General features: G+C 69.0%; 13 protein-coding genes, 1 tRNA gene, 2 pseudogenes and 1 other annotated feature. Of the genes and pseudogenes, 13 read left to right on the plus strand and 3 right to left on the minus strand.

Features of this window, described 5'->3' with window-relative positions:
- The 7 genes and pseudogenes from JWP65_RS19500 to JWP65_RS19530 form a co-directional block, all read left to right on the plus strand.
- A pseudogene (locus JWP65_RS19500) lies at positions 1-249 on the plus strand (formate dehydrogenase); the annotation flags it as partial.
- Positions 246-473, plus strand: coding sequence for a hypothetical protein (locus JWP65_RS19505; RefSeq protein WP_299766771.1), 228 nt, complete (start codon positions 246-248; stop codon positions 471-473). The pseudogene JWP65_RS19500 and the gene JWP65_RS19505, both read left to right, overlap by 4 nt.
- Positions 457-1719: a formate dehydrogenase subunit gamma gene (locus tag JWP65_RS19510; protein ID WP_299766773.1), complete on the plus strand. Its 1263-nt coding sequence runs from the start codon at positions 457-459 to the stop codon at positions 1717-1719. The genes JWP65_RS19505 and JWP65_RS19510 overlap by 17 nt, the downstream gene beginning before the upstream one ends.
- A 12-nt stretch (positions 1720-1731) precedes the next feature.
- The gene (locus JWP65_RS19515) at positions 1732-2289 is read left to right on the plus strand and encodes a hypothetical protein (protein ID WP_299766775.1); all 558 of its coding nucleotides are present in this window, start codon (positions 1732-1734) and stop codon (positions 2287-2289) included.
- 148 nt (positions 2290-2437) lie between these two features.
- Positions 2438-3292 carry a formate dehydrogenase accessory sulfurtransferase FdhD gene (locus tag JWP65_RS19520; protein WP_299766777.1) on the plus strand — a complete coding sequence of 285 codons (855 nt, stop codon included), beginning with the start codon at positions 2438-2440 and terminating at the stop codon, positions 3290-3292.
- 35 nt (positions 3293-3327) lie between these two features.
- Positions 3328-5847 (plus strand): FtsX-like permease family protein, encoded by a 2520-nt coding sequence (locus JWP65_RS19525; RefSeq protein WP_299766795.1) that lies wholly within the window; start codon positions 3328-3330, stop codon positions 5845-5847.
- A gap of 21 nt (positions 5848-5868) precedes the next feature.
- Entirely contained in the window at positions 5869-6273 is a 405-nt protein-coding gene (locus JWP65_RS19530) for a group II truncated hemoglobin (RefSeq protein ID WP_299766779.1), read from the plus strand.
- 96 nt (positions 6274-6369) lie between these two features.
- On the opposite strand, the gene JWP65_RS19535 is transcribed toward JWP65_RS19530, so the two are convergent.
- The gene (locus JWP65_RS19535) at positions 6370-7008 is read right to left on the minus strand and encodes a Smr/MutS family protein (RefSeq protein ID WP_299766781.1); all 639 of its coding nucleotides are present in this window, start codon (positions 7006-7008) and stop codon (positions 6370-6372) included.
- A gap of 79 nt (positions 7009-7087) precedes the next feature.
- Positions 7088-7765 (minus strand): DNA repair protein RadC, encoded by a 678-nt coding sequence (gene radC / locus JWP65_RS19540; RefSeq protein WP_299766783.1) that lies wholly within the window; start codon positions 7763-7765, stop codon positions 7088-7090.
- Positions 7766-7820: 55 nt separating this feature from the next.
- Here radC and JWP65_RS19545 point away from each other — a divergent pair, with 55 nt between their 5' ends.
- From JWP65_RS19545 to JWP65_RS19555, 3 genes are read left to right on the plus strand one after another with little or no spacing between them, the layout of a single operon-like run.
- On the plus strand, positions 7821-8297 hold the full coding sequence (locus JWP65_RS19545; protein ID WP_299766785.1) for an FKBP-type peptidyl-prolyl cis-trans isomerase: 477 nt from the start codon (positions 7821-7823) through the stop codon (positions 8295-8297).
- Complete coding sequence (ispH, locus tag JWP65_RS19550; protein WP_299766787.1) at positions 8294-9229, plus strand: 4-hydroxy-3-methylbut-2-enyl diphosphate reductase; 936 nt, start codon at positions 8294-8296, stop codon at positions 9227-9229. Before JWP65_RS19545 ends, ispH begins: the two co-directional genes overlap by 4 nt.
- Positions 9226-10167, plus strand: coding sequence for a threonine/serine dehydratase (locus JWP65_RS19555; protein WP_299766789.1), 942 nt, complete (start codon positions 9226-9228; stop codon positions 10165-10167). Before ispH ends, JWP65_RS19555 begins: the two co-directional genes overlap by 4 nt.
- Here JWP65_RS19555 and JWP65_RS19560 read toward each other — a convergent pair whose 3' ends face one another.
- Entirely contained in the window at positions 10168-10290 is a 123-nt protein-coding gene (locus tag JWP65_RS19560) for a hypothetical protein (RefSeq protein WP_299766791.1), read from the minus strand.
- Between the two features lie 353 nt (positions 10291-10643).
- Here JWP65_RS19560 and serS point away from each other — a divergent pair, with 353 nt between their 5' ends.
- From serS to JWP65_RS19575, 3 genes and pseudogenes are all read left to right on the plus strand, one after another.
- A complete protein-coding gene (gene serS, locus JWP65_RS19565; RefSeq protein ID WP_299766793.1) occupies positions 10644-11954 on the plus strand; it encodes a serine--tRNA ligase in 1311 nt (436 codons plus the stop codon).
- A 43-nt stretch (positions 11955-11997) separates the two neighbouring features.
- Positions 11998-12088 (plus strand) — tRNA-Ser (locus tag JWP65_RS19570).
- A gap of 277 nt (positions 12089-12365) precedes the next feature.
- Positions 12366-12799: pseudogene (locus JWP65_RS19575) on the plus strand (transposase); the annotation flags it as partial.
- Positions 12563-12679: a sequence feature (AL1L pseudoknot), on the plus strand. It overlaps the preceding pseudogene by 117 nt.
- Positions 12800-12865: the final 66 nt, after the last annotated feature.

The following is a 12865-nucleotide window of genomic DNA, read 5'->3' on the forward strand; positions in this document are numbered from 1 at the left end:
GGCGGCCCGGAAGCCAACGGCTCGCAGGCCGAGTTCGAGAAGTACGGGCGCAACCGCCTGGCCGAAGGCAAGCTGCCGGCCTGCGCGGAAATGTGCTCCACCAAGGCGCTGCTGGCCGGTGACGGCGACGTGGTCGCCGACATCTTCCGCAACCGCGTGGTCAAGCGCGGCAAGGGCGCCGAAGTCTGGGGCTGGGGCACCGCCTACGGCTCCAAGCAGGCCGGCCAGCCGCAAGGAGCGAAGTCATGAAAAAGCGCATCGCACTGCTGCTCGCAGCTGGCGCGCTGGCCTTGGCCGGCTGCGCCGAAAAGGAGCAGACGGCCAGCGGCATCAAGAGCGACACCGCTTCGTTCCAGGGCACCAACCGGCCCTACGTGGCGGCCGGCTGGAAGCCCGGCGACAAGGTCAGCTGGGAACAGGCACTGAAGGTGCGGACCGTGCAGGGGCAGAACGACTATGCCAAGGTTCCTTGACCTTCTGGCGGCGGCGACGCTGACGCTGGCCGCGGCAGGAATCGGCGGCAGCGCGCTGGCCCAGGCGACCACGTCGGCCCCGGCCGGCGGCGCCTCGACGAGCACCCCTGCGGCAACCGCGGCAACCGCGGCCAAGGACGACCTGCCACCGCCCGCGTCCGCCACCGGCGGGATCCAGGGCCAGAACATCTTCGAGGTGAAGCCCGAGGTCAAGCGCGATGCTTCGTCCGAACCGGGCTACATGGAGCAGTCCAACGGCCAGCGCAACCGCGTCCAGCCCGGCAACAACTCGCCCATGTGGCGTGGCGTGCAGTCCGGCGCCGAAGGCTACAGCTCGCTGCCCAAGAGCCAGGCGCCCGAGGCTGGCATCCTGATCCAGGCGCCGGTGCAGTACCCCGGCTCGAAGTTCGTCACCGCCGGCGAGGCGTGGCGGCAGGTGCGCAACGGCTGGATCATCCCGTACGGCGCCGCCCTGCTGACCATCGTGGTGCTGGCCCTGGGGATCTTTTACTTCACCAAGGGCACGATCGGGCATGCCAAGGGCGACGGCCCGCCGCGGATCGAGCGCTTCACGCCCTGGGAGCGCGCCACCCACTGGGCCAACGCCATCGCCTTCGTGCTGCTGGCGGTGTCGGGCATCATCATGGCCTTCGGCAAGTTCTTCCTGTTGCCGATCATGGGCACCACGCTGTTCGGACTGCTCACGTACCTGCTCAAGAACATCCACAACTTCGTGGGCCCGCTGTTCGTGGTGTCGCTGGTCATCATGATCGTCACCTTCATCCGCGACAACCTGCCGCAAAAGGGCGACATCCGCTGGCTCACGCACTTGGGGGGGGCCGTCGGCAAGGGCCACGTGCCGTCCAACCGATTCAACGCCGGGGAGAAGCTGGTGTTCTGGGGCGGCGTGTTCCTGCTCGGCCTGATCGTCGTCGCCTCCGGGCTGGTGATGGACAAGCTGGTGCCGAACCTGGTCTACGACCGCGCCACCATGCAGCAGGCGCACATGGTCCACGCCGTCGCCTCCATGCTGATGATGGCGATGTTCCTGGCCCACATCTACCTGGGCACGATCGGCATGCATGGCGCCTACAAGGCGATGCGCACCGGCTACGTGGACGAGGCCTGGGCCAAGGAGCACCACGAGTACTGGTACGACGACGTCAAGGCCGGCAGGATTCCGGCCCAGCGCAGCAAGCCCCTGACCATCGCGGACCCCACGGCCGATGCCGTCCGGTCGGCCTGAGGAGACCCCCTGATGATCCGAATGATGCTCACTGCGGTGGCCCTGGCCGCCACCACCAGCATGGCGCTGGCGAAGCTGCCGGCGCCGGTGCTGGACGATGCGGCCAAGGCCAAGGCGGCGCAAGCGGCAGCCAGCGCGGCCTGGAGCGGCAAGGTCGAAGCCTACAAGCTGTGCCTGGCGCAGGACCGCATTGCCGCCAACTACAAGAAGGCGGTCGGCAGCAGGGCACCGGCGATGGCTGCCACCGCGGCCGCCGTTCCTGGCTCGGCTGCGGCCGCGGCGGCAGCGGCGGCTCCGGCCACGGTTGCCGCCAAGCCGGCCGCGCCCAGCACCGCCGCGATGGCTTCGCAAGGCGGCGGCACGCCGGTGGCCGTTTCCACCGGAACGCTGCCGGCTTCCGGTTGCGCCGACCCGGGCCCGTTCGCCTATGCACCGCCGGCCGAAAAGCCGCTGGAAACCTCCGGTGCCCACTCGCCGGCGGCCAACGCCAGCAGCCCGCCCAGCGTGCGGGCCGAGTCGGCCACGATGGCGCCCGCGAAGCCGGCGACGGCACAGTCGAAGCGGCCCTGACTTTCGAAAACGCTCAAGCTTTTTCTAAATTTGCTAGCTAGGCGGAAAGCCCGGGGAACCCGGGCTTTTTCATGTCGGCCCACTGCGCGATGGGCCGTGGGTCCACTGCGGCGATGAAGGCGCACCGGGTTTGCGGTAGCCTGTGAACATGTCCCTGCCCCAGTTGACCGAGGCGCGCGCGCCGCTGACCCGCGAGGTCGAGATCCTCAATGCCCATGGCGAGCTGGAGGCGATCTCCATTCCCGCCGAGCGGCCACTCACGGTTTACGTCGACAAGCGCGAGCTGGTCACGCTGATGACGCTGGGCGCGCATCCGGAGTGGCTGGTGCTGGGGTACCTGCGCAACCAGCGGCTGGTGGCGGGCCTGGATGCCATCGCCTCGGTCACGGTCGACTGGGACGTCGGCGCGGCGGCGGTCAAGACGCACGAAGGCATTTCCGACATCGAGGAACGCACCGCCAAGCGGGTCGTCACCACCGGCTGCGGGCAGGGCAGCGTGTTCGGCAGCCTGATGGACGACATCGAGTCGGTTCGGTTGCCCCAGGCCACGCTGGCCCAGGCGCAGCTGTACGGCATCGTCAATGCCATCCGGCAGCAGGAGAGCACGTACAAGTCGGCCGGTTCGGTGCATGGCTGCGCGCTGTTTCGCGGCGAGGAGATGCGGCTGTTCGTCGAGGACGTCGGCCGCCACAACGCCATCGACACCATTGCCGGCTGGATGTGGTTGCAGCAGGGCGCGGCACCAGCGACGCCCGAGGCGCCGCTGGTGTTCTACACCACGGGCCGCCTGACCAGCGAGATGGTGATCAAGTCGGCCCAGATGGGCGTGGCCATCGTCGTTTCCCGCAGCGGCATCACGCAGATGGGGTTCGAGATCGCCGAGCGCATCGGCCTGTGCACAGTGGGTCGCGCCACTGGCAAGCACTTCCTCTGCTACACCGGGCGCGAGCGCCTGCGCATGCAGCCCGAGCTGGCCGGCCCACGCCTGCGTTCGGGCAGCTGACCCTGCCGTCCGTCTTCAGCTAAGGTGCAATCATGATGTCCTCTCCCGCCTGGTCCCTGGGCTGGCGCACGCTGTGGCGCGACTTGCGCGCCGGCGAGCTGCGCCTGCTGATCGTCGCCGTCACGCTGGCCGTCGCGGCCCTGACCGCCGTCGGTTTCTTCGCCGATCGCCTCAAGGGCGGGCTGGCCCGCGACGCCCGCCAGCTGCTGGGCGGCGACGCGGTGGTGGTGAGCGACGGCCCCACGCCCGCCGCCTTCATCGAGCGGGCGCGCACGCTGGGCCTGCAGTCGGCCACCACCATGGTGTTTCCTTCGATGGCCCGGGCCACCGACGCGCAGGGCGGCGGCAGCCGGCTGGTGGCGCTCAAGGCGGTCGCCCCCGGCTACCCGCTGCGCGGCAACCTGCAGACCAGCGAGCAGCCCGATGCGCCGGGGCGGGTGACGCGCGACGTGCCGGGCAGCGGCGAGGCCTGGGTGGATGCGCCGCTGCTCGAAGCGCTGGCGCTGAAGGTCGGCGACCAGCTGCTGCTGGGCGACGCCAGCTTGCGCATCGTGCGCATCATCAAGCTGGAGCCGGACCGCGGCAGCGGCTTCCTGTCGTTCGCGCCGCGCGTGCTGATCAACGCTGCGGACCTGCCGGCCAGCGGCCTGGTGCAGCCTGCCAGCCGCATCGGCTGGCGCTTCGCCGTGGCCGGCAACGATCGCGCGGTGGGGCAGTTTTCCGATTGGGCCCAGGCCGAGGCCAACAAGCCCGCGGTGCGCGGCGTGCGCATCGAGTCGCTGGAAGGCGGCCGGCCGGAGATGCGGCAGACGCTGGACCGCGCCGAGAAATTCCTTAACCTGGTGGCGTTGCTGGCGGCGCTGCTCAGCGCGGTGGCGGTGGCCCTGGCGGCGCGCGGCTTCGCCGGCCGCCACCTGGACGACTGCGCGATGCTGCGGGTGCTGGGCCAGAGCCAGCGCACCATCGCCCTGAGCTACGCCTTCGAGTTCGCGCTGATCGGCCTGTTCGCCAGCCTGCTGGGCGTGCTGTGCGGCTATGCCGTGCACTTCGTGTTCGTCGCGCTGCTGGGTGGCCTGGTGGAGACGGCGCTGCCGGCGCCGGGCATCTGGCCCGTGATGTTCGGCCTGGGCATGGGCTTGACGCTGTTGTTCGCCTTCGGCCTGCCGCCGGTGCTGCAGCTGGCGCAGGTGCCGCCGCTGCGGGTGATCAGGCGCGACATCGGCAACCTCAAGCCGACCTCGCTGCTGGTGCTGGGCATCGGCGTGGCCGGCTTTGCCGCCTTGCTGGTGGCGGCCAGCAGCGACCTGAAGCTGGGCCTGATCGCGGTGGGCGGCTTCGCGGCGGCGGTGCTGGTGTTCGCGGGTCTCAGCTGGGTGGCGGTCAAGCTGCTGCGCCGCGCCGTCAACGAAGCGACCGCCCCGCGCTGGCTGGTGCTGGCCACCCGCCAGATCGGCGCCCGCCCGGCCTACACCGTGGTGCAGACCAGCGCGCTGGCCGTCGGCCTGCTGGCTCTGGTGCTGCTGGTGCTGCTGCGCACCGACCTGATCGCCAGCTGGCGCGCGGCCACGCCGCCGGACGCGCCGAACCGCTTCGTGATCAACGTGATGCCGGACCAGAGCGAGGCCTTCGTCGCGCAGTTGCGCTCGGCCGGCGTGCGCAGCCTCGATTGGTATCCGATGTTCCGCGGTCGGCTGGTGGCGGTCAACGGCCGCGCGGTCAGCCCGGACGACTTCGTCGAGGACCGCGCGCGGCGGCTGGTGGACCGCGAGTTCAATTTGTCGTACGCGGCCGAACAGCCACCGCACAACACGGTTGTGGCCGGGCGCTGGCAACCAGAGGAGGCCGGCGCCGTCAGCGTGGAGGACGGGCTGGCGACCACGCTGGGCCTGAAGCTGGGCGACACGCTGCGCTTCGACGTGGCCGGCACGCCCAGCGAGGCGAAGATCACTTCGATCCGCAAGGTCGACTGGAGCTCGATGCGGGCCAACTTCTTCGTGATGTACCCGGTGCGCGCGCTGCCGGACGTGCCGGTCACCTTCATGGGATCGTTCAAGGCGCCGGAGCAAAAGGGCTTCGACAACGCGCTGGTGCGCAATTTCCCGAACGTCACCAACGTCGACATGACGGCCACCATCACGCAGGTGCAGGGCGTGCTGGACAAGGTGATCCGCGCGGTGGAATTCCTGTTCGGCTTCACGCTCGCCGCCGGCCTGGTGGTGCTGTTCGCCGCGGTGTCGGCCACGCGCGAGGAGCGGGCCCGCGAGTTCGCGATCATGCGGGCAGTGGGCGCGCGCAGCAGCCTGCTGCGGCAGGTGCAGCGCGCCGAGCTGATCGGGGTCGGCATGCTGGCCGGCTTCCTGGCCAGCATGGTGGCTTCGGCGGTCGGCTGGGCGCTGGCGAAATATGCCTTCGACTTCGCCTGGACCGCCTCGCCCCTGGTGCCGCTGGTGGGCGCGCTGGCCGGGGCCGTGCTGGCGCTGGCGGCGGGCTGGTGGAGCCTGCGCGAGGTGCTCAGTCGCCCGGTGGTGGAAACCTTGCGCCGCGCGGCGGAATAGCCGGGCCCCGACAATCGACGCATGGAGACACAAGACAACACGGCGCAGGCCACCCCGTTCGAGCGCATCGGGGGCGAGGACAAGGTGCGCGCGCTGGTCGACCGCTTCTACGACCTGATGGACCTGGAGCCGCGCTACGCCGAACTGCGCAGCGCGCACGGCACCGAGCTGGAGCGGGCGCGGCAGAACCTGTTCTGGTTCTTGTGCGGCTGGCTCGGCGGTCCGGACCACTACACCAGCCGCTTCGGTCACCCGCGGCTGAAGATGCGCCACATGCCGTTCAAGATCGGCATCACGGAGCGCGACCAGTGGCTCGAGGCCATGGACCAGGCGATGGGCGAGATGGGCGTGGACGCGACGCTGCGCGCACGGCTGAAGGAGTCGTTCACCGGGACGGCGGACTGGATGCGCAACACGCCGGGGTGAAGCGGTGCGCAGGCCTGTGGCCTGCACGCCTACCAGGTCGGTCGCGCTCGGATTGCATTCCGCAGGGTGTGCAACCCGCAGGGTTGCGCACCACCGCTACGTCGCTGGTTTGAGCAACACCACCACCGCCCCCGCGCCGCCTTCGTCCGCGCGCGCCTGCACGAACGCCAGCACCTCGTCCTTTTGCACCAGCCAGCCGTGCACCTTGCCCTTGAGCACAGGCGTCTTGCCGGGCGAGCCCAGGCCTTTGCCGTGCACCACGCGCACGCAGCGCAGGCCCTGGCGCACCGCGTAGCGCAGGAAGGAGGCCAGGGCCTCGCGCGCATCCTCGCGCCGCAGCCCGTGCAGGTCGATCTCCGACTGGATGCTCCAGTGGCCGCGGCGCAGCTTGCGGGCCACGTCGATGCCGATGCCGGGGCGGCGAAAGCTCATGGTGTCGTCCACCTCCAGCAAGGTGGAGGCGTCGAACTCGTCGCTGATGGCTTCAAGCAGCACGCGCTGGTCGTCCAGCTGGCGCTGCACCGGGATCGGCGCCGGCGGCTGCGGCACGTGGTGCACCCTGCCGTGGGAAGGCAGCGGCTGCACCACGCCGGCGGCGCGCTGGAACAAATTCGCCTCGGCCAGGGTCCGGCGCTCCTTTTCCGCGCGCACCGCGGCCAATTCACGCTCCACGCGCTCGCGATCGGCCAGCTGCTTGCGCATGCCGGCCAGGTCTTGCAGCGACTTGGCTTTCATGGTGCCCCCACGCTTTTCGCTTGCTGTAATGTGTTGCCCCCCGAGCGGGATTTCGCAACTTGGCGCGGTCCTGCGTTGCTCAAAGCAACCCCTTTTCCGCCATCGACAGCGCCTGCCCCGGCGCCACGATCACGTGATCGAGCACCCGCACGTCCACCAGCGCCAGCGCGGCCTTGAGGGTCTGCGTCAGCGCCTCGTCGGCGCGCGAAGGCTGCACCGTGCCGCTGGGGTGGTTGTGGGCCAGCACCACTGCCGCGGCGTGGTGCTGCAAGGCCCTGAGGACGACTTCGCGGGGGTACACCGAAGTCTGAGTCAAGGTGCCCCGGAAGAGTTCTTCCATCGCGATCAGCTTGTTCTGCGCGTCCAGGAAAAGGGCAGCAAACACCTCGTGCGGGCGCCTTGCGAGATGCAGCTGAAGGTAATTTTTCACGGCTTCGGGCGAGCCGAAGACCTCGCGCGCCTTCAACTGTTCGGCCATGGCGCGCCGGGCCAGCTCCAGCACCGCCAGCAATTCGGCCCGCTTGGCGGTGCCGCCCAGGCCCTTGACGGCCTTGAGTTCCTCGCCACTGGCGTGCAGCAGGCCGGCCAGGCCGTCAAAGCGGGCCAGCACTTCGCCGGCCATCTGGAACACCCCGCGCCCCTGCGTGCCAGTGCGCAGCAGCAGGGCCAGCAGCTCGGTGTCGCTGAGGGCGGCGGGGCCGCGCGCCAGCAACTTTTCGCGCGGCCGCGCGTCGGCGGGGAGGTCTTTCAGCGCCATCGAATGCCCTTGGCCCCGTCCTTTTTACAATGGGGCTCAGTTTATCGGGACTTCCATGGCCTCCTCATTGCCTCGCGTGCAGCCAGGCTCCTTCCTCACGCTGCACTACCGCCTGGCCGGTCCAGGCGGCGACATCATCAATACCTTCGACGGCAAGGCGGCCACGCTGACCCTCGGCACGGGCGAGTTGTCGCCGGCCGTGGAGCAGCGCCTGCTGGGTCTGGAGGAGGGCGCGCGCGCGCAGTTCGACCTGCCGGCGGGGGCGGCCTTCGGCGACCGCAGCCCGGAGATGGTGCAGTGGGTCGCCCGCAGCCTGTTGGTGAAGATGGGCGACCCGGCCGAGCGCTACGCGGTGGGCGACGTGGTGCAGTTCCCCACGCCGGACGGCATGGGCCAGTACGCGGGCGCCGTGCAGCAGCTGGGCGAGGACAAGGACGGCGACGGTTATCCTGACGCCGTGCTGTTCGACTTCAACCATCCTCTGGCCGGTGAGCCCGTCACCTTCGAAGTGCAGTTGATCGGGGTGCTTTGATGCAACCGCAGGCAATTTTGCTGGCCGAGCCGCGCGGCTTTTGCGCCGGCGTCGACCGCGCCATCGACATCGTGGAGCGGGCGCTGACCAAGTTCGGCCGGCCGATCTACGTGCGCCACGAAATCGTGCACAACACCTTCGTGGTGAACGACCTCAAGGCCAAGGGCGCGATCTTCATCGAAGACCTGGACGACGTGCCGCCCGGCGCCACGCTGGTGTTCTCCGCGCACGGCGTGAGCAAGGCGGTGCAGCTGGAGGCCGCGGCGCGCGGCTTCCAGATCTTCGACGCCACTTGCCCGCTGGTGACGAAGGTGCACGTCGAAGTGGCGAAGCTGGCCAGGGAAGGCTACGAGTTCATCATGATCGGCCACAAGGGCCACCCGGAAGTGGAAGGCACGATGGGCCAGCTGGAGCACGGCATCCACCTGGTGGAAGACGTGGCCGACGTCGCGCGCGTGCAGCCGCTGCAATCCGAGAAGCTGGCCCTGGTGACGCAGACCACCCTCTCCGTGGACGACGCAGCAGAGATCTCGGCCGCGGTGCGGCAACGCTTTCCATTGGTTCGCGCGCCCAAGCAGCAGGACATTTGCTACGCCACCCAGAACCGCCAGGACGCCGTGAAGATGCTGTCGCGCGAGGTGGACGTGGTGATCGTGGTGGGCAGCCCCACCAGCTCCAACAGCAATCGCCTGGCCGAGCTGGCGCGCAAGCTCGGCGTGGACAGCTACATGGTGGACGACCCGGCGGAGCTGCAAGCCGCCTGGCTGGAGGGCAAGGCGCGCGTGGGCGTGACCGCCGGCGCCTCGGCCCCCGAGGTGATCGTGCAGGACGTGATCACGCGCGTGAAGGCGATGGGCGCGGTGTCGGTGCGCAAGATGGACGGCATCGTCGAGAGTGTGAAGTTCCCGCTGCCCAAGGGCCTGCGGCTTTGAACCGCTCGGACATCGACGCGGCCGGCGCGCGCTTTCTGAGCGACGGCCGCGGCTTCATCCGCCGCACGCCGCTGTGGAAGCTGCCGGGCGCCGCGCTCGGTGTCGGTTGTGCCGAGGTCTGGCTCAAGCTCGAACAGCTGCAGGTGGGCGGCAGCTTCAAGGCCCGCGGCATGTACAACCGGCTGCTGGCCAACCGCATCCCGGACAGCGGCGTGATCGTCGCTTCGGGCGGCAATGCCGGCATCGCCACCGCGGCCGCGGCCAAGGCGCTGGGCGTGCGCTGCGAAGTGTTCGTGCCCAGCGTCAGCAGCGCCGCCAAGCAGGCCAGGCTGCGCGAGATGGGCGCGCAGGTGGTGGTGACCGGCGCTGCCTATGCCGAAGCCCTGGAGGCTTGCCTGGCGCGCCAGCGGCAGACCGGCGCGCTGCTCACGCACGCCTACGACCAGCCCGAGGTGGTGGCCGGCGCCGGCACGCTGGCGCGGGAGATCGAAGAGCAGGGCGGCGAGGCGCCCGGCTCGGCGCTGGTGAGCGTCGGCGGTGGCGGCTTGATCGCGGGCATCGCCGCCTGGTTCGAGGACCGCAGCCGCGTGATCGCGCTGGAGCCCGAGCTGGCCCCGACGCTGTTCCGCGCGCGGGAAGCGGGCGCGCCGGTGGACGTGGCCGTCAGCGGCATCGCAGCCGATTCGCTGGGTGCCAGGCGCATCGGCGCCATCGCCTGGGAGATCACGCAGCGCCATGTGCCGCAGGCCCTGCTGGTGAGCGACTCGGCGATTCGCGATGCACAGCTGACGCTGTGGCGGGAGTTCAAGCTGGCGGTGGAGCCGGCCGCCGCCCTGGGGCTGGCCGCGCTGCAGTCCCGGGGCTATGTGCCCGCGGTGGACGAGACGGTGGCGCTGGTGATCTGCGGTGCCAACCTGGATCCGGCCACGCTGGGTTGATCATTCGCAGCTGACCCTGCACGGCACGCCGAACTTGTCCGCCCGCATGCCGAAGTGGCCGCCCCAGAGCGGCGGCGCGAACGGCATGGTCACCTGGCCGCCGGCGGCCAGCGCGTCGAACACCTTGCGCGCCGGGCCACATCCTCCTTGACCCGGACGGAGACGGAAGAACCGGCGCACTTGCCGCCGCTTGCGATGCCCGGCGGAACGTCGCTGCCCATGATCTGCGCGCCCTCGGCTTCACCGTCGCGCGCATGACCCTGTTTCTGAAGTGGGCGGGCACTCCCAGGCCGCCGTCCCTGGGCATGCTGTCGTAGCGCATGATCGCGCTGACCTTGCCGCCCAGGCTCTGGGCATAGAAGTTCAGGGCCTCCTCGCAGTTGCCGTCGAAGCTCAGGTAGCAGTCCACTTGCGTCGCCAATGGGAACCTCCTTGGGGCCAGCTATCGTAGGCGGCCGGCCGAATAAAATCACCCGATGCTCGACGCCAACCTGTTACGAAAAGACCTGCCACTCGTGGTGGCCCGCCTTGAGGCGCGCAAGTCGCCCCAGCCTTACCTGGACGTGGCCGCGTTCCAGCGGCTGGAGGCCGAACGCAAGACCATCCAGATGCGTACCGAAGAGCTGCAGGCGCGGCGCAATGCGCTGTCCAAGCAGATCGGCCAGCTCAAGGCCAAGGGCGAATCGGCCGACGCCGTGATGGCCGAGGTGGCCCAGGCCAAGCAGGAACTGGAGCAGTCGGCCGCCCGGCTGGAGCAGTTGCAGCCCGAGATCCAGGCGCTGCTGCTGGCGGTGCCGAACCTGCCGCACGCGAGCGTGCCCGTCGGCAGCGACGAACACGGCAACGTGGAGGTGCGCCAGTGGGGCACGCCGCGCAGCTTCGACTTTGCCGCGCGTGACCACGTCGACATCGGCGAGCCACTGGGGCTGGACTTCGCCGCCGGCGTCAAGCTCAGTGGCTCGCGCTTCACGGTGATGAAGGGGCAGATCGCCCGCCTGCACCGCGCCCTTGCCCAGTTCATGCTGGACCTGCAGACCACGCAGCATGGCTACACCGAGTGCAACACGCCCTACATCGTCAGCGAGGCGACGCTGCGCGGCACTGGCCAGCTGCCCAAGTTCGAAGCCGACCTCTTCGCCGTCAGCAAGGGCGGCCAGGAAGGCCTGGCCAACGAGGAGCAGCAGGCGCTGTACCTGATCCCCACCAGCGAGGTGACGCTGACCAACTTCGTGCGCGACGAGGTGCTGGCCGAGAGCGAATTGCCGCTGAAGCTGACGGCGCACACGGCGTGCTTTCGCTCCGAGGCGGGCAGCGCGGGCCGCGACACCCGCGGGATGATCCGCCAGCACCAGTTCGAGAAGGTCGAGATGGTGCAGGTGGTGCACCCGGACAAGAGCTACCAGGCGCTGGAGGAGATGACCGGTCACGCCGAGGCCGTGCTGCAGCAGCTGGGCCTGCCGTACCGCGTGATGCTGCTGTGCAGCGGCGACATGGGCTTTGGCGCCAGCAAGACCTACGACCTGGAAGTCTGGCTGCCGGCGCAGGACACCTACCGCGAAATCAGCTCCGTTTCCAACTGCGAAGCCTTCCAGGCCCGGCGGCTGCAGGCGCGCTTCAAGAACGCGCAAGGCAAGAACGAGCTGGTGCACACGCTCAACGGCTCGGGGCTGGCGGTGGGGCGCACCTTGGTTGCTGTCCTCGAGAACTACCAGAGCGCCGATGGTTCAGTCACGGTGCCGGAGGTGCTGCGCCCCTACATGGGCGGGGTCGAACGACTGGCTGCCTGAGTTGGGTTAAAATCTCGGCTTCGCACCACGCGAACCGAAATCAGGAGCGGTGGCAGAGTGGTCGAATGCGCCGGACTCGAAATCCGGTGTACGGTTATGCCGTACCGTGGGTTCGAATCCCACCTGCTCCGCCAGGACGTAGTCCAGAGAGGTCCACAAAGGTCCTCTTGAACAGCAAAAAGCCTTGAGGAATCAAGGCTTTTTGCTTATCTACGTCCAGGAACATCCATGGCGTTCCAGCCCCTTAAGGGGGTACTAGACGGGGTATCGAGGCAAGCGCTAACGGGTACTTTTCTCCCTGGCTTGAAAGAACCGCCATGTCCGAAACCGTCACCCATCGAAGGATCCGCCAACTCACCGTCGCCTCACCGACCTCCAACTGCGCAACCTTGTCACCCGCGACCGCCCGCGTCGTTGTGGGCGGCGGTCGAATCGATCGCACCCAAGATCGGTTGCGTGCCGCAAACGCTGCTGGAATGGGTCAAGCGGGTTGATGTCGATGCCGGGGTGCGCGAAGGCGTCACGACGTCCGAGGCGCAACGGGTCAAGGATCTTGAACGCGAGGTCAAGGAGCTGCGCCGGGCCAATGAGATCCTGAGGCTGGCCAGCGCGTTTTTCGCCCAGGCGGAGCTCGACCGCCGACTGAAGTCCTGAACGACTTCATCGACAAGCATCGTGTCGCCCACGGGGTCGAGCCGATCTGCAAGGCACTGCAGGTCGCTCCGTCGGGATACTGGCGCCATGCAGCGCTGCTGCGCGAGCCGAACAAACGCTGTGCCCGAGCCCACCGCGACGAGGCTCTGGTGCCGCAGATTCAACGTGTCTGGCAGGCCGGAATGCGTATTCCGGCGAACGTGACCGACGATTCCGGCGCATCGTGACCGCCGTCACCGCGTGATGTGTTGCGCGCT

Source organism: Ramlibacter sp. (genome assembly GCF_028292805.1).
Classification (GTDB): domain Bacteria; phylum Pseudomonadota; class Gammaproteobacteria; order Burkholderiales; family Burkholderiaceae_C; genus Ramlibacter.